Below are 19,507 nucleotides of genomic sequence, written 5' to 3'. Positions count from 1 at the left end.
ACTATGATCAAACTTTTATATCCTGAATTTTGGCAGAAGCGAAATATTATAGCTTATTTGCTTTTGTCTATAAGCTTGATATATCAATTTTTAGGCTATTTACGAGCTAGTTTAGCGCGTCCTATTATGTTGCCTGCTAAAGTTATTTGTGTCGGTAATTGTAGCGTAGGAGGTACGGGTAAGACGCAGATAGTAATGTATCTAGCCAAATTACTAAAAGCTAGAAATGTAAGTTTTGTAATAGTAACTAAGGCTTATGGTAGTAACCTTAAAAGTGCAACTACCATACATCAAGGACATACAGCATTAGAGGCAGGAGATGAGGGGGTAATACTTGCAAAGTACGGCGCAGTTATTGCTACTAAAAATATTAAAGAGATTGTGCCGTTAATTAACGAGCTTAAACCTGATATAATAATAGTTGATGATTTCCTACAAAATCCTTATTTTCATAAAGACTTTACTATAGTCTCAGTAGATAGCCAAAGGCTTTTCGGCAACGGTTTTCTAATTCCTGCCGGTCCTTTAAGACAATATCCAAATAAAGCCCTTGATGCAGCTGATTTAATTTTTTTAGTCAGTAGCCACCAAGATAAAATACCGAATATTTTAACTCCTTATGTTAATAAGTTAATAAATGCTCAAATAGTTCCTTCAAATAATATAGATAAAACTAAAAATTATTTTGCTTTTAGCGGTATCGGTAATCCTGAGCGTTTCTTTGCGACTTTAAAAAATTACGGATTAAATATAACCGGTTACAAAATTTTTCCTGATCATTATAATTATTTACAAGCAGATTTAGAAAATTTATATTCATTAGCTAAAGAGCATAACGCTACCTTAGTTACTACAAGAAAAGATCATGTTAAGTTTAATGATTTAAATAATAATATTGTCTGTCTAGATGTAGAATTATCTATAAATAATCCTGATTTATTAAATGAAAAAATTTTTAAAAAAGCTCAGATATTTAATTGAGTATTTTATCGTTGTTATATTACTGAAAGTAATAGGAATATTCGGTGTAGATAAAGCGGCGGATATTTGTAGTTTTATAGCAAGAAAAGTCGGTATATTATTTGCTGTTAATAAAATTGCTAGACGAAATATTAAAGTAGTATTCGGCGATATGTGTGATGTTGAAAAAATCATAGATCAAACTTGGGATAATTTCGGTAGGTTTATCGGTGAATTTACATATGTTGGCAAGATGGATGAAGCCGAGTTAGAGCGTAGAATCGAAATAATCGGTATAGAAAATATTAAAAAACTTGCAGGACAACCTTTTTTATTATTTAGCGGTCACTTTGCCAATTGGGATATTAGTCTTAAGCTTCTTCATAAATTTTATCCGAAAGTTGCCGTAATTTATCGTAAAGCAAATAACCCGTATGTTAATAAGTTGGTTAATGAAAGTCGTGCCAGTGATAAATTAAGACTTATACCGAAAGGTCCTGAAGGTAGCAGAGCTTTAGTCAGGGCTATCAAGGAGAGTGCATCTATTGTTATGCTTGTTGATCAAAAAATGAACGATGGAATTGAAGTGCCTTTTTTGGGGCATCCTGCTATGACTGCAAGCGCCATCGCTAAAATTGCTTTGCAGTATAAATATCCAATTATACCTTGCCAAATCATTAGAACTAAAGGCAGTTATTTTAAAGTAATAGTTCACCCGCAATTAAAGTTTGAGCAAACCGGCGATAATAAAGCCGATTGCTATAATATTATGCTTAATATTAATCAAATGCTAGGAGAATGGGTTAAGCAAAATCCTTCTCAATGGTTTTGGTTTCACAATAGATGGAAGAAATGAAACGTCATTGCGAGCAGCCGTAGGCTGCGTGGCAAATATCTTGAGATTGCTTCGTCAATTGCTGTGCAATTTCCTCGCAATGACAAAAAAATGAGCCACGGTATGACATTTTAAGAAAGCATAGTCCGTAATTTCTCAAGTACTTTTTGAGCGTGATTTTTAGCATTTACCGACCGCCAAATATGCTTAACTATGCCTTCCTTATCAAGTAAAAATGTAGCTCTATCAATACCCATATATTTTTTACCGAACATTGATTTTTCTATCCATACCCCTAATTGTTCGCATAAATTTGAATTTGCATCAGAGGCTAAATCAAATCCTAAACTATATTTTTCTTTAAATTTATCATGAGAGTCAAGCTTATCTTTGGATACTCCGATAATTACCGTATTAAGTTTATCGAATTCCGGTTTTAGCTTGTTAAAATCTTGTGCTTCAATAGTACATCCAGGTGTATCGTCTTTCGGATAAAAATATAATATTACAAATTTTCCTTTTAAATCCGATAGTTTAATTACGTTATCTTTACCTATGTGTAAAGATAAATCAGGAACTTTTTTTCCTAGTTCTAATGTCATAACACCCTCAAATTTATTTGATATAATAACTATATATTCAATATGTACTTTTTAAAATTGCTTTTTATAATTATATTATTTATGATACCGGTATATAATAATACTTAAGTCGATTTTAATAAAAAATGTCATGAAGTAGCGGATAAATTATCCGTCAAAATTAATGATTTAGAGGAATAGGCTAAGGATAGTAAAGACTATTCTTTAGAAACTATAAAAGAGCAATATGAAAATTTCACGAAAGAGTTACAGGATTATCAGAAAATTAAAGATGATAAAGTGGAAGAATATAGACAAACTCTTGTGAAAAAACTTGATGATTTAAGTAAGAAAGTTGAACAATATAATAATAAACATAAATAATTGGAGAATATAATGAAAAAATTTTTAATAACATTAGGTACTACCGCTACTTATATTATTAACACCTAGCATTTTTGCAGATTTGTCTACCAAGGATGACACAAAAGCAAATTCGTAATTTTTTAACGTCATTGCGAGGAGATGCGTAGCATCGACTCGGCAATCTCATATAAGTAGGATAAACTTCTGAGATTGCTTCGTCGAAACTTATAGTTTCTCCTCGCAATGACTGCGGACAATATATTAAAAACCGGTATTATTTTATGACTATTACAAAAAAAAAAATTGCAGCTATGTTAAGCTCTAAATTGGGTTTTTCAAATAGTTTATGCGAGGAAATAGTTCATACGGTTTTTTCTAATATTTTAGAAATAGCAAAAGAGCAAAAATTAACTTTAAAGAATTTTGGTAGCTTTGAGGTTAAACAACAAAATCCACGTCCCGGAATAAATTTTTATACCAAGGCACCGGTAATTATAGAATCAAAAAAGCATTTACGTTTTGTCCCTTCTTCTAAATTAAAAGCTTTAATTAATGAATCTACTCGATGAACTTCGTTATAATTTGTTGGCTTGTTGCATGTCTCGGAAAATGCTTTTTATGTCATTCCCGCGAAAGCGGGAATCCAGTAAAACCTATAAAAACTTGTTTTTTTAGGTTTATTGTGTCAATAATGTGTATCAATATTAAGGTTATTTGGGGATTCCCGCCTACACGGGAATGACATAAAAAGCATTTTCCGAGACATGCAACAAAATCTGTATTCGGAGTATATGACAAACAATAAGCGAACAAAAAAATATTATTCTGCTAGTGAAGTGATTAAGCATTTAAATATTGCTTTACATCAATTAAGATATCTAGAGATAAAAAGCCCTGATTTATCTCATTATAAAATAAATAATAGAAAATATTATACTGCTAATGATATTGATCTACTCCAAAAATCTTTAAATAAAGATATTACATCTCTTTCTACCGCTAGAATCGATATATTACTTACCAACTTCCATAATTTGTCTCTTCAAATAAAAAAAATTCTTGCCGATTCCTCGGTGACTCGCGTATAGTACTTGTCATATCACGTTTTAAAGAACAGAAAGGAGCATATTATGACAATAAGACAAATGGTAAAGCCAGTAATTATAGGTATATCTGGTCCTGAATTAACCGATGCCGAAAGAGAATTATTTGAAGAGCATAATCCTTTAGGTGTAATTTTATTCCGTCGTAATATTAGAAAGAATGATAACGGTGCGCAGGATAAAGAAGCCCTTATTAAGCTTATTGCAGATATAAAAGAAGTATTAGGGGAAAATACTATCATCTCTATAGATCAAGAAGGCGGTAGAGTAAAAAGGCTCATAGCACCGACTTTTTATGACGCTCCGGCTGCTCAAACTTTTACTGATCCCCAAGCATGTAAACAAAATTATAGTGATATTGCGAAAGCGCTGAGAGAAGTAGGCATTAATCTAGATTTTGCACCGGTAGCGGATTTGATCCACGAAGGAGCAGACAAGATAGTCGGCGATAGAAGTTTCGGCGGGGAGCCGGAAGTAGTCGTGCCTTTATGTTTAGCTGCTATAGACGGATTACAAGAAGAGAAAGTCAGGGCTTGTATAAAACATATTCCGGGCCATGGTAGAGCTACGGTGGATAGCCATAAAAAATTACCAATTGTCGATACTGATATAGAAGAGTTAGAAACAATAGACTTTAAAGTATTTAAGGAGCTAGCGAAGCACGATAATATTAAACTTGCTATGACGGCACATATAATTTACAAAGCTCTTGATCCTGAGAATCCTGCTACCTTATCAAAAAAAGTTATAGACTATATTAAAAATAATATCGGCTTTAAAGGGCTTATTATTTCCGATGCAATAGATATGAAAGCTTTAAGCGGTAGTATGGCAGATATGACCAAAGAAGTTTTAGATGCAGGCGTAGATATAGTGCTTGAATGTAGCGGAGAATTTAACAAAATGTCTGAAGTTCTAGGTAGTGTTTCGGAAAGTTCTATAGATAAATTTTCTGACTTGTTTATTGCTTAATGCTATTATTCATTTAATGTCATACCGCGGCTCGACCGCGGTATCTTAGGACACAGTCTGTGATGCAAGATCCCGTGGCATAGCTACAGGATGACAACGGAACTGCACAAAACGGTAGGTATTTAGCCGTAAAATGGCTATTAAGGAACTTATCCAATTAATCTAAGTTAAAATTAATTAAACCATTATATTGAAAAAATGTATTTTTACTATTAATCTATTTTTTAATTTTTAGTTAAAGAATTAATTTTATAAATTACTTGAATAGTGTTATGAACAGTCTTGTGGATTTAAGTTCTAAAAGCTATAGGTAATATTTACTAAGAATAGAGATATAGAGAATTTTAGGTAGCAGGAGGGGATTTGATTATCCAGCTGATGGTTCAAACCTCCACCTTCAGGTGGAGAAACTTTAGTTTGAATAAGTCATAGTCGTCTTATATAAAATAAGTAAGTAGGACTTATTTTATAGGATGACTATGACAGAATATGAAAAAGGGAAACATACGGTATATTATCACAGGTATCACATAGTATGGATAACAAAATACCGTTATAAAGTATTAACCCAAGTTATCAAAGAAAGGATTAGGGAAATCATAGCTCAAGTTTCAGAGGAAATGAATATTAGGATAGTAAATGGGGTGATATCATCTGATCATTTACATATTTTAGTATCGATACCTCCTAATATAGCAGTAAGTGAATTTGTACAAAGAGCAAAAGGTAGAACTGCACGTAGAATACAACAAGAATTCCCAGAATTAAAAAAGAGATATTGGGGGAAGCATTTTTGGGGAAGAGGTTATTTTAGTACAACAAGTGGTCATATCACAGATGAAGTAATTAATGAGTATATAAATAACCATACAGAAGCTCATAAACCAACTTCTATTTCTAACATTAGATTGGAATAAGCTTTAGCTTAAACTCTACGGCACTTCTAGTGCCTATCATCAACCTACCGGCTCTCAGCCGGTAGTGGTTGAGTTGTGATATTATTAATCTGCTTAAAAAAGATTTAGATAAAGCAGATATAGAAAATGAGATATATATGCGTCTTAAAGAACCTTATTCTGTTTTAAAAAAGATGAAAAGGAAAGCAGTGCCGATTGATGCATTGAAAGACTTAATTGCATGTAGGATTATAGTTAAATCTAAAGCTCTATGCTATAATGCTTTGGACGTAGTTAAGAGTTCTCCGCATTTAGATTGGTTATACACCAAAGATTATATCAATAGACCAAAAAGTAACGGCTATCAGTCTCTTCATAATATAATGCAGCTTTTACACTCTAAACGTAATTTTGAAATACAGATAAGAAGTGAAGATATGCATAAAGATGCCGAGCTTGGTAGAGCAGCTCATTTAAATTATAAAGAAGAACAAGACCGTCATGTGCAAAAAGTTTTTGATGTTACTAATGACATGATACTTTCTAAAGCACGTCAAATGGTGAAACAATTTGACGGATTAGAAGAGCAAATTGTAGAATATGAAAAAGAAATTATGCGTATTTGGCATACTAAATACGACGAAATGCTAAAATGGGCAAATACTGCTGAAGTGCTAATATTTAACGAAGAGTAGGGGGATAATTAGTTCGTCATTCCGTGAGACGAAAATATGTCATCCCGTGACTTGACCACGGGATGACACTGATAAGGCATAACGCCAATGTGGTAAAAATATAACATTTATTAAAACTTTATAAAAAAACTATAGCGATGCTTGTAATTATATACAATATATAGTATGCTACAGTCTGTAGTTTAGAAACTATTGAAACAAAATATTAGGTTATTTCCTTATCAAATGTGGGATATCTTGACGCACGTTTGATAAGTTTGTTTTAATACTAGGTACTAAATGTTAACTTAAATATAGGACAAAAATTATGGCTCAAAAACCAAATTTTCTAAAAAAATTAATTTCCGCAGGGTTGGTAACTGCTTCTACAGCTACCATAGTAGCCAGTTTTGCAGGTTCAGCTATGGGTGCTGCTACACAGCAGAATAGAACAACAAACGGAGCTGCTACAACTGTTGATGGTGCGGGATTTGACCAAACTGTCGCTCTTGCAAATGTTGCGGTTGCTCTAAATGCAGTTATTACTGCTAATGCTAATAATGGTATTAATTTAAATACTCCAGCCGGTAGTTTTAACGGTTTGTTTTTAGATACTGCAAACAATGTAGCAGTGACAGTGAGTGCAGATACTACCTTAGGGTTCATCACTAATGCTGCTAATAACGGTAACTCCTTTGACCTTACGCTTGGTGCCGGTAAAACTCTTACTATAACAGGTCAAGGTATTACTAATGCACAAGCTGCTGCTACAAAAAATGCTCAAAATGTTGTTGCACCATTTAATGGTGGTGCTGCTATTGCCAATAATGATCTTAGCGGTGTAGGAACAATAGACTGGGGTGCTGCGGATTCTACATTAGTATTTAATTTAGCAAATCCTACAACTCAAAAAGCTCCTCTTGTACTTGGAAATAATGCTGTAATAGCTAATGGTGTTAACGGTACATTAAATGTTACTAATGGATTTATTCAAGTTTCAGATAAAAGTTTTGCTACTGTTAAGGCAATTAATATCGGTGACGGTCAAGGTTTCATTTTCAATACTGATGCTACTGTCGGTAATGCTTTAAATTTACAAGCAGGTGGTGCTACTATTAATTTTAATGGAACAGACGGTACGGGTAGATTAGTATTATTAAGTAAGAATGGTGCTGCTACCGACTTTAACGTTACAGGAAGTTTAGGCGGTAATCTAAAAGGTGTTATCGCATTTAACACTGTTGCAGTAGCCGGTCAACTTATAGCTAATGCAGGCCCTGCTAATGCAGTAATAGGTACTAATAATGGCGCAGGTAGAGCTGCAGGATTTGTTGTTAGCGTAGATAATGGTAATGCAGCAACAATCGCTGGACAAGTTTATGCTAAAGACATGGTTATACAAAGTGCTAATGCAGGCGGACAAGTAAATTTTGGACACATAGTTAACGTTGGTACAGACGGTACTACTGCCTTTAAAACAGCAGCTTCTAAAGTTGCAATAACCCAAAACTCAAACTTTGGTACTACTGATTTCGGTAATCTTGCAGCACAGATTACAGTTCCTAATACTATGACCCTTACCGGTAATTTTACAGGTGATGCTAGCAATCCTGGTAACACTGCAGGTGTGATAACTTTTGCTGCTAACGGTACTTTAGCAAGTGCTAGTGCAGATGCAAATGTTGCGGTGACAAATAATATTACAGCAATTGAAGCATCAGGTGTCGGAGTTGTCCAATTATCAGGGACACATACTGCCGAGTTACGTTTAGGAAATGCCGGTTCTGTCTTTCAACTTGCTGACGGTACAGTTATAAACGGTAAAGTTAACCAAACTGCTGTTGTCGGCGGTGCTCTTGCGGCCGGTGCTATTACCTTAGACGGTAGTGCTACAATTACCGGCGATATAGGTAACGGTGGCGGTGCTGCTGCGTTACAAGGCATTACTTTAGCTAACGATGCTACAAAAACATTAACACTTGGTGGAGCAAATATTATCGGTTCTAATGTCGGTGGAACGATTGATTTCCAAGCTAACGGTGGTACTATTAAATTAACAAGTACTCAAAATAATATTTTAGTTGATTTTGATTTAGATATAACTACTGATCAAACAGGCGTTGTTGATGCGAGTAGCCTAACAAATGCTCAAACTTTAACTATTAGCGGTACAATCGGTACTATTGGAGCTAATAATAAAACTCTTGGACAATTTAATATTGGCTCAAGTAAAACAGCTTTAAATGGCGGTAATGTTGCTATTAACGAGTTAGTTATTGGAAATAACGGTTCAGTACAATTCGCTCATAATACTTATTTAATAACAAGCACTACAAATGCTGCCGATCAAGGTAAAATAATATTTAATCCTGTTGTAAATAATAATACAACTCTTGCAGCTGGTACAAATTTAGGTAGTGCTGCAAATCCACTTGCAGAAATTAATTTTGGATCTAAAGGGGCTCATGCTGATACTATATTAAATGTTGGTGAAGGTGTAAATTTATATGCTACTAATATTACTACTACTGATGCTAACGTAGGTTCTTTCGTTTTTAATGCCGGTGGAACAAATATAGTAAGCGGTACAGTCGGTGGACAGCAAGGTAATAAGTTTAATACTGTAGCATTAGATAACGGTACTACTGTTAAGTTCTTAGGTAATGCAACATTTAACGGTGAAACTACAATTGAAGCTAATTCTACCTTACAAATCGGTAGTAACTATACTGCGGACTTTGTTGCATCTGCCGATGGTACCGGTATAGTAGAATTCGTTAACACCGGTCCTATTACCGTAACATTAAACAAACAAGCTGCACCTGTTGGTTATTTAAAACAAATAACGGTTTCTGGTACCGGTAACGTAGTGGTTAATGGGATAGGTAATGCAGGTAATCCTGGTGCTGCGACTGATACGATTGCTTTTGAAAATTCAAGTTTAGGTGCAGCTTTATTCTTACCTAGCGGCATTCCATTCAATGATGCAGGCAACACAATGCCTTTAACAATTAAAAGTACCGTAGGTAATAGAACAGCTACAGGTTTTGATGTTCCTAAAGTGATTGTTTTAGGTGTTGATAGTGTCATCGCTGACGGTCAAGTAATCGGTGATCAAAATAATATCGTAGGTCTAGGTCTTGGAAGCGATAATGGCATAATCGTTAATGCTACTACATTATATGCAGGTATCGGTACTATAAACAATAATCAAGGTACTGTCACACTTAGCGGTGGTGTTCCTAATACCCCTGGTACAGTTTATGGCTTAGGCACAGGTATTGGCGCTTCACAGTTAAAGCAAGTAACGTTTACTACAGACTATAACAACTTAGGTAATATTATTGCAGCTAACGCAACAATTAATGACGGTGTAACTGTTACTACAGGCGGTATAGCCGGAACAGATTTTGACGGTAAAATTACTCTTGGAAGTGTTAATGGTAACGCTAATGTAAGATTTGCTGACGGTATATTTTCTAATTCTACCAGTATGATTGTTACTACTAAAGCTAATAACGGTACTGTAACTTATTTAGGTAATGCATGCGTCGGTAATATAGGTGATTCAGATACTCCTGTAGCTTCTGTTAGATTTACAGGTAGTGATGATAGTGCAGGATTACAAGGAAATATTTATTCACAAGTCATAGACTTTGGTACTTATGACTTAAATATTTTAAATTCTAATGTAATTTTAGGCGGCGGTACTACTGCTATTAACGGTGCAATCAATCTTCTTACAAATACTTTAACATTTGCAAGTGGTACTTCAACATGGGGAAACAATACTTCTATTAAAACTACTTTAACAGTAGCAAACGGTAATATAGGTCACATCGTTATCGCGGAAGGTGCTCAAGTTAATGCAACAACCACAGGAACTACAACCATTAACGTACAAGATAATGCCAATGCAAATTTCAGTGGTACACAAACTTATACTTTAATCCAAGGTGGTGCTAGATTTAACGGTACTTTAGGAGGTCCTAACTTTGCTGTAACCGGAAGTAATCGTTTCGTAAATTACGGTTTAATACGTGCTGCTAACCAAGATTATGTAATAACACGTACTAACAATGCAGAAAACGTAGTTACTAATGATATCGCAAATAGTTCGTTTGGAGGTGCACCAGGTGTAGGTCAGAACGTTACAACATTTGTAAATGCAACTAATACTGCAGCATATAATAATCTTCTTTTAGCTAAAAATAGTGCTGATTCTGCTAATTTTGTCGGAGCTATCGTTACCGATACAAGTGCGGCTGTAACTAATGCACAATTAGATGTAGCTAAAGATATCCAAGCTCAACTTGGTAACAGATTAGGTACTCTTAGATATTTAGGTACTCCTGAAACTGCTGAAATGGCTGGACCTGAAGCTGGAGCAATACCGGCTGCGGTTGCTGCAGGTGACGAGGCTGTTGATAATGTAGCTTACGGTATATGGACAAAACCTTTCTATACTGATGCACATCAAAGTAAGAAAGGTGGTTTAGCTGGTTATAAAGCTAAAACCACCGGTGTCGTAATTGGTTTAGATACGCTAGCTAACGATAACTTAATGATCGGTGCTGCTATCGGTATCACTAAAACTGATATAAAACACCAAGATTATAAGAAAGGTGATAAAACCAACGTTAACGGTTTCTCATTCTCCCTATATGGTGCCCAGCAGCTTGTTGAGAACTTCTTTGCTCAAGGTAGTGCAATATTTAGCTTAAACCAAGTGAAGAACAAAAGTCAGCGTTACTGTTTCGATGCTAACGGTAATATGAGCAAGCAAATTGCTGCCGGTAATTACGATAACATGACATTCGGTGGTAACTTAACAGTCGGTTATGATTACAATGCAATGCAAGGTGTGTTAGTAACTCCAATGGCAGGACTTAGCTACTTAAAGTCTTCTGACGAAAACTACAAAGAAACCGGTACAACAGTTGCAAACAAGCAAGTTCACAGCAAGTTTAGCGATAGAACTGATTTAATAGTAGGTGCTAAAGTAGTCGGCGGTACTATAAACATAACTGATCTTGCGGTATATCCAGAAGCTCACGCTTTTGTGGTTCACAAAGTAAACGGTAGATTATCTAAAACTCAGTCTGTATTAGACGGACAAGTTACTCCGTGTATTAGCCAACCTGACAGAACCGCTAAAACATCTTATAATTTAGGTTTAAGTGCAAGCATAAGACCTGATGCTAAGATGGAGTACGGAATCGGTTACGATGCTCAGATTGCAAGTAAATATACTGCACATCAAGGTACTCTAAAAGTCCGTGTAAACTTCTAATCGCTCCCGATTAGCAAGTTTATAAGTTCCTCAAGAAAAAAGCCCTCTTTGACAAAAGGGGGCTTTGTTTGTGCTTTCGTCCCGCCTACATATGCCTTGTTGTATTGCTCAAAAAACCTACTATATGTCATCCCCGCGTAGGCGGGGGATCCAGAAAAAAGCGAGATAATTTGAGCTTTTAATTTTACAAACTTATTGTGTATAATCTTTAAGTTTTTCCACCCCGTGCAATACCTTCACTAACCTCAAATTTTATTGACTTGTGATTATTATGCTTCTAATAAGCAGAAGTATATTTGCTCAAAGTCAAATATCCAATTTAGTTGTACCGGTTAGCTATTTTATAAATCATGTATCCCAATTGGAAAAACTAAAAGAAAATCTTAATAAATATAAGCAATCTAGTGTAGTAGGGGTAAGCGGTGTGGGTAAAACGCAGTTTGCTAGAATGTACGCTTATGAAAATAAAGATAACTATAACATAATTTGGTTGATTGAATTTGGTTGATTGATTGTAATCTAAATATAGAGCAGCAATTACTCAAATTATCTAAAGCTATTAATACCGAGGTAAAATCACCGGTGATTTCAGAAGATATGGCAGTGATGAAGAAAGATTTAATGGTTGATCTAGCAAGTAAAGATAAATGGTTATTGGTGTTTGATAATTTAAAAATAGGCGAGAATAAGAAAATAGAGGATTTTATTAATTGGGAGTATAACGGTAATATTATATTTTGTTCCCAAGACGATGAATTATTATCTAACAGAATCAAAGCAAACGCTTTCACTAAGCCGGAAGCTGCATTACTTGCAAAAAATATATTGGAAAATAAAAATCCGGAATTAATAAATTTTTTGACTCGAGAATTTGGAGGTTATCCGATTCTCGTAGTTCAAGGAGCACAAATATTAAATCAAATACAAGGTTTAAACTTAGAGAAATACAAGAAAAAGATAAAAGCCTCTAAGGATAAAATTTAAATATAAAACTTGTTAGCAATGAATTAAAGCCTAGTGCCAAGAGATTGCTAGATGGGATAGCATTGCTTAATAATCAAAGTTTTTCAAAAGAATTATTAAATTCTATTACTGAAGATAAGCATAGTCTAGACGATGATATTTATCAGCTTTCTAAATTTGCTTTGATCATCTAATATTGAACCTAATGAAGTTAATCCGATATTTGAAATGCATGATGTTATAGCTGAAAAAATATTACAAATAAATGGAGATAAAGGAAATAAAGAATATCTTGAACGTAGTGTTACTAATCTTTTAAATTCTATACCTAAAAGTTTAGTAAAGGGGCGTATTTTTAGAAATGCTAAAACTATACCGGATTAATTACAAAAAATGCAGAAAAATACGATATATCGATATATAAAATTTTAGAGTTATAAATTTATTAATACAATATGCTAATTCTTCCGATTTATATAACTCAAAAAAATTAGTAAATTGGTTTGATAAAAACGATCAAAAAGGTAAATTTAAATTATGGACAATGAATAATGAAGAAAAATTTGCTTATGCTGCATATTTAGGACGCATAGGGTGGTATTATAGAACTTGATCAGATCCTAAAAAAGCAATTGAATATGATAAGAAAGTTAAGTAGGTATTTGATGAAGTGAAAGGATATGATTCCATAAAATGTAATGTAGTTTTCGGTTTCGCTATATCCAATATTCAGCTAGGAAATCTAGAAGAAGCAGAAAAAAATATCCAAATGATGGAAGATATGTTCAATCAAAATCTAGTAGATCTAAATTATTTAATATCCAAGGTAAAAATTATGAAGCATTAAGAAGAATTGACGATACTATAAATGCTTGTATCGAAAACGGGATGAAACCTCAAGATTTATTTCTTACCGGTTCATATCTCATTAAATTAGATGTATTAAATAATCTTAAGAAACATCAGGAAGCCCTTTCTTTATTAGAACAAGTATATGATATGAATAAGTCAAGTAAAAAAAAGGAAAATCAAGTATTTGGACGAATTTTTACCCAAAAATCAAGAGCAAAACTAGGTTTAGGTGATGTTACCGAAGCTCTAGAATAAAAAAGCTAAAACAATTTTTCTTAATGATCCAACTAGACCTAACAAAGAGATTATTATATCACCGGATATAGATTTGGCAAAAACGTTTGTTGCTGAAGGGGATGCACTAGTGTTATGTAATCAAAGTGAAGAGGCGGTAGAGACTTATGCTACTGCTGAAAATATATATTGGAATAACTATAAAGAAAATATGAAAAATGTGTATGCAATAAGTAATATGTATTTTTGCAGCCGCTAACGCTAGTTGTACTTTACCTAAGAAATTTTGGTATGAAAAATTCCGTAATAATCAGATAGAACAATTCGGAGCTGATCATCCGAATAGTATAAAAATTTTAAACCTTAAATGTGATGGTTCAAATTAGCTAGAATTTTTTCTGATTAGTGCAATAAAAAAACCGGACGCGGTAAGAATAATTCCAAGCCAAATAAAGCTCATCGTTGGCTTGTAATATATTTTAGCATGGATTATATCGCCGTCTATATTACTTAAAACTGCGTAAAGATCATATGATAAGTAAGAGTATATATCACTTTCTTGCGATAAACTCTTTTCAACTATATAAAGCCTATTTTCTGGCTTTAATATAGTTATATTACGGCTATTATCCTCAAGCCAAAATTCAGCGATTTGTCTATAATAATTTTTACCTTGAGCAAACTTAATATTTTGCAATGTTACTTTAAATTCGTTAAATGTTTTACTTGTTCCTACTCTGCCGGTAAAATCCATTTCACTTTGTAATAATGTATTCATAGTAATACTAAAACTAATTAGTGCAAAACCAAAATGTCCAAGGATCATACTAGCGTTACTTGCTTTAAGTCTATTTCTACAATAATTAGTTTTAACCAAAAGATAATGAATATTATGAAGCATAAGAAATATAGATGCGATTATAGTTAAAATCGATATAACACTAAATGTTACTTTTAATGATATTAAATAAGTAATTATTAGAGATAATATTAGAATTATAATATGTTTTTTAATAGAGCTTCTGGTAGTAAATAATCCTATGGTACCAAGAATAGGGATAACGAATATAATAAAATTATTAACAAAAAATGTTTCACTAATAATAATAGTTTTATCGTCGAATAAAGAGTAAATTGGTGGATAAAGTGTGACAGCTATTAGCACAATAAGGCTAAGAAGGAAGAATATATTACCGAGGAGTATGGAATTTCCACAATTCGTCATTGCGAAGCCACGAAAGTGGCTGTGGTAATCTCGGCTAGTTTCCTGAGATTGCTTCGTCAATGTTAATGCATTTCTTCGCAATGACGTGGTAGTATACAACCCAATACTACCAATCCCCATAATCAAAAATATCCCAAGCAAGTATATTCCTCTCTCAGGTGAGAATGTAAAAGAGTGAATTGAGGTAATAAAACCGGAACGTACTAAAAAAGTACTAAATATTACTAATAAAAAAGTAATGATGGATAAAATTATCGTCCAGTTTTGCATACGTCCGGTTTTTGTTGTTACAATTATAGAATGATGGAGCATGATTCCGGATAACCAAGGAAATAGTGAAATATTTTCTACCGGATCAAAAAACCAAAATCCGCTCCAGCCGAGTTCTCTATATGCCCACCAAGAACCAAGGCTAATTCCTATGGTAGTAAATAAGATACCGATATTGGAAAATGTTTTGAGAAGTCTTATGTCATTAATGGATTCCCGCTTTCGCGGGAATGACATAAGTGGGTATGAGAATGACATAGAGGCACAAACAATAGTAAACGGTACTACATAGCTAACATAGCCTAAATAAAGCAGAGGAGGATGGATGCTCAAAGCAATATCTTGTAGCATCGGGTTTAAGCCTAACCCTTCTTTAGGAACGAAAGAAAACACGTTAAAAGGATTGGAGGTAAAGTAAATAAAGCTGCTAAAAAATAATTGTATGGCTGATAGAATAATAATAGATAAAAATTTAAGACGGTTATCTTCAAGTAAAAATATATAACAGCAACTAACGATTTGTAATAAACAAAACCATAATAACATTGAGCCTTCGTGGCTCGACCAACTACCGGCTATTTTATATATTAAAGGTTTTAAAGTACTGGAATTTAAGAAAACATTTTGTAGTGAAAAGTCAGAGATAATAAAAGCATAGACTAGGGTAAAAAAGGCAAGTATAGCACATGAGGCAGCTATGTAGAAGGGGAAAGTAAAGAGGTAGTTGTTATTCCCGCGAAAGCGGGAATCCAGTCTATAAAATAGAGATTTTTTATGGATTCCCGCTTTCGCAGGAATTACATAAAAGACAAAAGACAAACCGATAATAACCGACAAGCACATCGTTGTTAGCAGTAAAAAATTACCGATTTCACTCACTGCTTATTGTTTCCTCGGTAGTAGGTAATACGGTAATTTTTACGCTATCAATCTTATTGGCAATTTTCTTTAAAATAATTACCTTTAAATTAAATATTTCAATTACTTCCCCTTGATTTGGAATTCTAGCAATTTTATGGATTATTAATCCTGCTATAGTGTTTGCATCTTCATCCGATAAATTCCAATCAAGTTCTCGGTTAATATCTCTAATAGTCGTAGTTCCTTTTATAATGAACTCGGTATTAGACTTCTTGATAATTTCATTATTAAGTCTATCATGTTCATCAGTAATGGGTCCTACGATTTCTTCTATAACATCTTCAAGAGTAATAATACCTAGTAGAGTACCATACTCATCTACAACACAAGCAAAATGATTATTACGTTCTCTAAATGCATGTAGCTGGTCTACTACAAGTGCATTCTCAGGGATAAACCAAGGTGGGGTTAGAAGTTTATTAATATCAACTTTTTTTACATCATTATTATTTTCGTATAATGCTTTAAGCAAATCTTTTAGATTAAAAATCCCTATTATATTATCTCTATTATCTTGCCACAAAGGTATACGTGTATGAGCACCCGATAATAAAGTTTTAATTATCACTTCATGAGGTAGGTCGATATTAAGGGCTATAATACTACTTCTGTGAGTCATAATTTCCGATACCGTCATATTACGTATATCTAATATCCCGCCGAGCATATTACGATCAGATTTATAAACTCCGCCTTCTTGATGGTAATGCTCAATCACGCCTCTTACTTCTTCCGTTCCTGATATTTGAGGATTTAAATTAATACGCAATATGAAGCAAAATATTTTTGTAATGTAATCAAGAGCAATATTAATAGGTTTGAAAAGCTTTAAAAATATTACGATAGTTGAAGCCATTTTTAATGCTAATTGTTCAGGTTTAGCAACGGCTATTGCTTTCGGTACTACTTCGGCAAAAACAATAATTATAAAAGCCATAACGCCGGAAGCAACAATGGGTCCATTATCTCCAAGAAAGCTAATAAAGAGAGTAGTAGCAATAGTGGTACAAACAGTATTGATTAAACTATTACCTATTAATAAAGTTCCTATGACCTTTTCTTTTTTCTTAAGAACCTCTAAAACTGTTTTAGCACGCTTATTACCGGCGATTTTAAGCTTATGAATCTTCCCTGGGGAAGAAGCGGTAATAGCAGTTTCGGTAGCGGCAAATAAAGCAGATAAGGCGATCATTATTATAATAACGATCACAAGTATGGTAGTCATTCTTTGTTAAAATATAAATTAACTATAAATAATTATATTAGTAATTATAGATTTTGCCTAATGTTTTTTTGTTATCAATGACTCCTTTCAGTATCTTTTGTTTTTCGGCTGTTAATAAGATTTTGAAATTTGTTATTTGTAGATGATGTCTTGCGTGATTCGTGTCCAATCGCTATTGCTTGTTGCTGTATTAATAATGTATTAGCTTGAGCTTTCCTTAAATTTATACCTTGTTCTTTAGATTCTTCAGTAGTTAGAATTTTTTGCCCTTTAGAGAGTTTTATCGCACTATCGCATACGAAAACTCCGCAATCATATACATTGTCTTGTTGCTTGGTATTTAGGTCTGTTATTTTTGCATCAGGATAAATTTCGGTAATACATTCTGTTACTTTTGGTCGAGATTCCAATGGCTCACCATAGGGATCATTATACATAAAGTTTATATTACCTTTATCATCTTTACTAGCCATTAAGAGTAACCAATGTTTATGTCCTGTATTTAGTGGTATAATTGCAGGCTTATTATCTAGTATTAAACCCTCTACTGTAACACGAAGAGTATCTTTTAGTATTTCCGGCTCTTCTAAAGAGGCATGATGAAATATAGAGAACATATTCTTATCTATATTTGTTTCCAATATATTTTTTATATCATCTTCAGTGTATAAATAAGTAGGTTGTTTTATATTTCCTGTATTATAAACACCAACTTGATCTTCAGTATTTATAACTGGTGATGATTTTTTTTCAGGTATCTGCTGTTTTGGTTCTATTACTGGTTTGGCTAATTGTTGTTCTGCTTTTAGAGATTCCTTATACATTTCCTGTGGAATTCCTAATTTTTCCCATGGTTTTTGATTATTAGCGGGAGCTTGCTGTTGCGGTGGATTTATAGAAGATGCAACAGTGGTTAGTGGTTCTTCTGTTATTGTCGGCTTTGCTTCCGTAGTTAGAGTTGTTGATTCGTGAGTTTGAGGTTCTTCTTTTGTGCCGAATATTGCTTCTTTAAAACTAGTTATTATATCTTTAAAATAGTGAAAAATTCTTTTAAAAAAACCTTGCGGTTGTGGTTGGTTTGCTTTTGGAGGTTCATATGATGTTGTTTGCTCTACTTGTATATCCTTAGGTCTATCATTCATAACTTTCTTTGTATTAAAATTAAAGTCGATAGGATTTACCGCAGTTTTACCTAAATCTTTTTGAAATTGCCTAGATATTTGTGATACATATTTTTTTAAGTTTTCAGCAGCATTATTTGAATCTTTTAAGATTTCATTAATTTCGAGTTTTAATCCGTAAATTTGATCTTCAGCGGTAATACCGAATTTAGCAGTGATCAGATTTGTTGCTTCGTTTGCAGAAAGAGGCCAAGTTTCTATAATCACTCTACCGCCTTGATTTTTAGCGTTTTTTATTATTTTATCTAGCTTTTCTTTATCAGGTATTGTACCGGAAAGTAATTGATCAATTTTACGATCATATACAAGATTGTTAAAAACAGATGTTACTAAACTTATATCCGTAATTGTAGTGGCTTTATCTTTTGGTACTATACCATCGGCTATAGATAAATTTTGATCTGCTTCATTTGTAAAAAAAACATGATCAACTTTTTTCATAATTTGCTTCCAATAAGCTTCTAGTTCAGAATTTTGGGGTAATGAATTATATTGATCAAAAGTAATAGTAGTTTTTATATTTAAATTTTGTAAATTAATTAAATCTTGTACCTTAAAAATAGGTTGTATATTATTGTTATTAAGTTGAATATTAAAAATCGGTGTTTTGCCCTTTTTGCGGGATTCTTGTAAGATCTCCGAAAAAATACGTTCTTTATCGGGTATATGTGATGCTTTATTAACTTCTAGCCTAATAATAGGCAGTTTATTTTGAGCTTCCTGCTTGTTTATTGTCTCTAATATCCGATCTTCATCTCCAAGTAAAAGAGTAAATATAATAGGCTCAGCCATTACTAACCTTTATTAAAAGAATATTAGGTGCTGTGAAAATTTCTAATTAATTTACTATTTTAAGATATTTTTTAGCGCAAATTAATAAGGTTTTTGAAGGAATAGTGATTCATATTTCAAAAAAATTTGCAGCAAAAAAGAGCCAAAATTAAATCTTTTTAGAA

At 33.2% G+C, this 19,507-nt stretch carries 18 protein-coding genes; 14 read left to right on the top strand and 4 right to left on the bottom strand.

Annotation, left to right across the window (positions count from 1 at the left end; genetic code table 11):
• The first annotated feature begins 3 nt into the window (after positions 1-3).
• Positions 4-981, top strand: coding sequence for a tetraacyldisaccharide 4'-kinase (gene lpxK, locus RMA_RS06040; RefSeq protein WP_012153103.1), 978 nt, complete (start codon positions 4-6; stop codon positions 979-981).
• The gene (locus RMA_RS06035; protein ID WP_012153102.1) at positions 944-1,816 is read left to right on the top strand and encodes a lipid A biosynthesis lauroyl acyltransferase; all 873 of its coding nucleotides are present in this window, start codon (positions 944-946) and stop codon (positions 1,814-1,816) included. The genes lpxK and RMA_RS06035 overlap by 38 nt, the downstream gene beginning before the upstream one ends.
• Positions 1,817-1,926: 110 nt before the next feature.
• On the opposite strand, the gene bcp is transcribed toward RMA_RS06035, so the two are convergent.
• Complete coding sequence (bcp, locus tag RMA_RS06030; protein WP_041404840.1) at positions 1,927-2,397, bottom strand: thioredoxin-dependent thiol peroxidase; 471 nt, start codon at positions 2,395-2,397, stop codon at positions 1,927-1,929.
• Between the two features lie 626 nt (positions 2,398-3,023).
• Between bcp and RMA_RS06025 the strand changes: the two genes are divergently transcribed.
• The 12 genes from RMA_RS06025 (at position 3,024) to RMA_RS11315 (ending at position 13,988) form a co-directional block, all read left to right on the top strand.
• A complete protein-coding gene (locus tag RMA_RS06025) occupies positions 3,024-3,311 on the top strand; it encodes an HU family DNA-binding protein (protein ID WP_041404839.1) in 288 nt (95 codons plus the stop codon).
• A gap of 222 nt (positions 3,312-3,533) precedes the next feature.
• A complete protein-coding gene (locus RMA_RS06020) occupies positions 3,534-3,830 on the top strand; it encodes a hypothetical protein (RefSeq protein WP_041404838.1) in 297 nt (98 codons plus the stop codon).
• Positions 3,831-3,872: 42 nt separating this feature from the next.
• Positions 3,873-4,817 carry a glycoside hydrolase family 3 N-terminal domain-containing protein gene (locus RMA_RS06015; protein WP_041404837.1) on the top strand — a complete coding sequence of 315 codons (945 nt, stop codon included), beginning with the start codon at positions 3,873-3,875 and terminating at the stop codon, positions 4,815-4,817.
• A gap of 479 nt (positions 4,818-5,296) precedes the next feature.
• Positions 5,297-5,734 carry an IS200/IS605 family transposase gene (gene tnpA / locus RMA_RS06010; RefSeq protein WP_041404948.1) on the top strand — a complete coding sequence of 146 codons (438 nt, stop codon included), beginning with the start codon at positions 5,297-5,299 and terminating at the stop codon, positions 5,732-5,734.
• 68 nt (positions 5,735-5,802) lie between these two features.
• Entirely contained in the window at positions 5,803-6,408 is a 606-nt protein-coding gene (locus RMA_RS06005) for a guanosine polyphosphate pyrophosphohydrolase (RefSeq protein ID WP_012153097.1), read from the top strand.
• 307 nt (positions 6,409-6,715) lie between these two features.
• On the top strand, positions 6,716-11,680 hold the full coding sequence (gene ompB, locus RMA_RS06000; protein WP_041404836.1) for an outer membrane protein OmpB: 4,965 nt from the start codon (positions 6,716-6,718) through the stop codon (positions 11,678-11,680).
• A gap of 361 nt (positions 11,681-12,041) precedes the next feature.
• The gene (locus RMA_RS11320) at positions 12,042-12,188 is read left to right on the top strand and encodes a hypothetical protein (protein WP_238375439.1); all 147 of its coding nucleotides are present in this window, start codon (positions 12,042-12,044) and stop codon (positions 12,186-12,188) included.
• Complete coding sequence (locus tag RMA_RS05995) at positions 12,185-12,664, top strand: hypothetical protein (RefSeq protein WP_238375438.1); 480 nt, start codon at positions 12,185-12,187, stop codon at positions 12,662-12,664. The genes RMA_RS11320 and RMA_RS05995 overlap by 4 nt, the downstream gene beginning before the upstream one ends.
• A gap of 207 nt (positions 12,665-12,871) precedes the next feature.
• The gene (locus RMA_RS10035; protein ID WP_187145885.1) at positions 12,872-13,027 is read left to right on the top strand and encodes a hypothetical protein; all 156 of its coding nucleotides are present in this window, start codon (positions 12,872-12,874) and stop codon (positions 13,025-13,027) included.
• Positions 13,028-13,313: 286 nt separating this feature from the next.
• The gene (locus RMA_RS10030; protein ID WP_187145884.1) at positions 13,314-13,490 is read left to right on the top strand and encodes a hypothetical protein; all 177 of its coding nucleotides are present in this window, start codon (positions 13,314-13,316) and stop codon (positions 13,488-13,490) included.
• 41 nt (positions 13,491-13,531) lie between these two features.
• Entirely contained in the window at positions 13,532-13,750 is a 219-nt protein-coding gene (locus tag RMA_RS05990) for a hypothetical protein (protein ID WP_041404835.1), read from the top strand.
• A gap of 73 nt (positions 13,751-13,823) precedes the next feature.
• Complete coding sequence (locus tag RMA_RS11315) at positions 13,824-13,988, top strand: hypothetical protein (RefSeq protein ID WP_238375437.1); 165 nt, start codon at positions 13,824-13,826, stop codon at positions 13,986-13,988.
• 123 nt (positions 13,989-14,111) lie between these two features.
• On the opposite strand, the gene RMA_RS05985 is transcribed toward RMA_RS11315, so the two are convergent.
• The 3 genes from RMA_RS05985 to RMA_RS05975 all read right to left on the bottom strand — a co-directional run bounded on the left by RMA_RS05985 (position 14,112) and on the right by RMA_RS05975 (position 19,343).
• Positions 14,112-16,103 (bottom strand): heme lyase CcmF/NrfE family subunit, encoded by a 1,992-nt coding sequence (locus RMA_RS05985; RefSeq protein WP_012153095.1) that lies wholly within the window; start codon positions 16,101-16,103, stop codon positions 14,112-14,114.
• Positions 16,096-17,370: an HlyC/CorC family transporter gene (locus RMA_RS05980; RefSeq protein ID WP_012153094.1), complete on the bottom strand. Its 1,275-nt coding sequence runs from the start codon at positions 17,368-17,370 to the stop codon at positions 16,096-16,098. The genes RMA_RS05985 and RMA_RS05980 overlap by 8 nt, the downstream gene beginning before the upstream one ends.
• 74 nt (positions 17,371-17,444) lie before the next feature.
• Positions 17,445-19,343, bottom strand: a complete 1,899-nt coding sequence (locus RMA_RS05975; protein WP_012153093.1) for a Ulp1 family isopeptidase — start codon at positions 19,341-19,343, stop codon at positions 17,445-17,447.
• Between the last annotated feature and the right edge of the window lie 164 nt (positions 19,344-19,507).

Origin of the sequence: Rickettsia massiliae MTU5 (genome assembly GCF_000016625.1) — a bacterium.
Lineage (GTDB): Bacteria > Pseudomonadota > Alphaproteobacteria > Rickettsiales > Rickettsiaceae > Rickettsia > Rickettsia rickettsii.
Note: the sequence above shows the minus strand (reverse complement) of the source record. Positions and strands in the feature narration are given on the sequence as shown.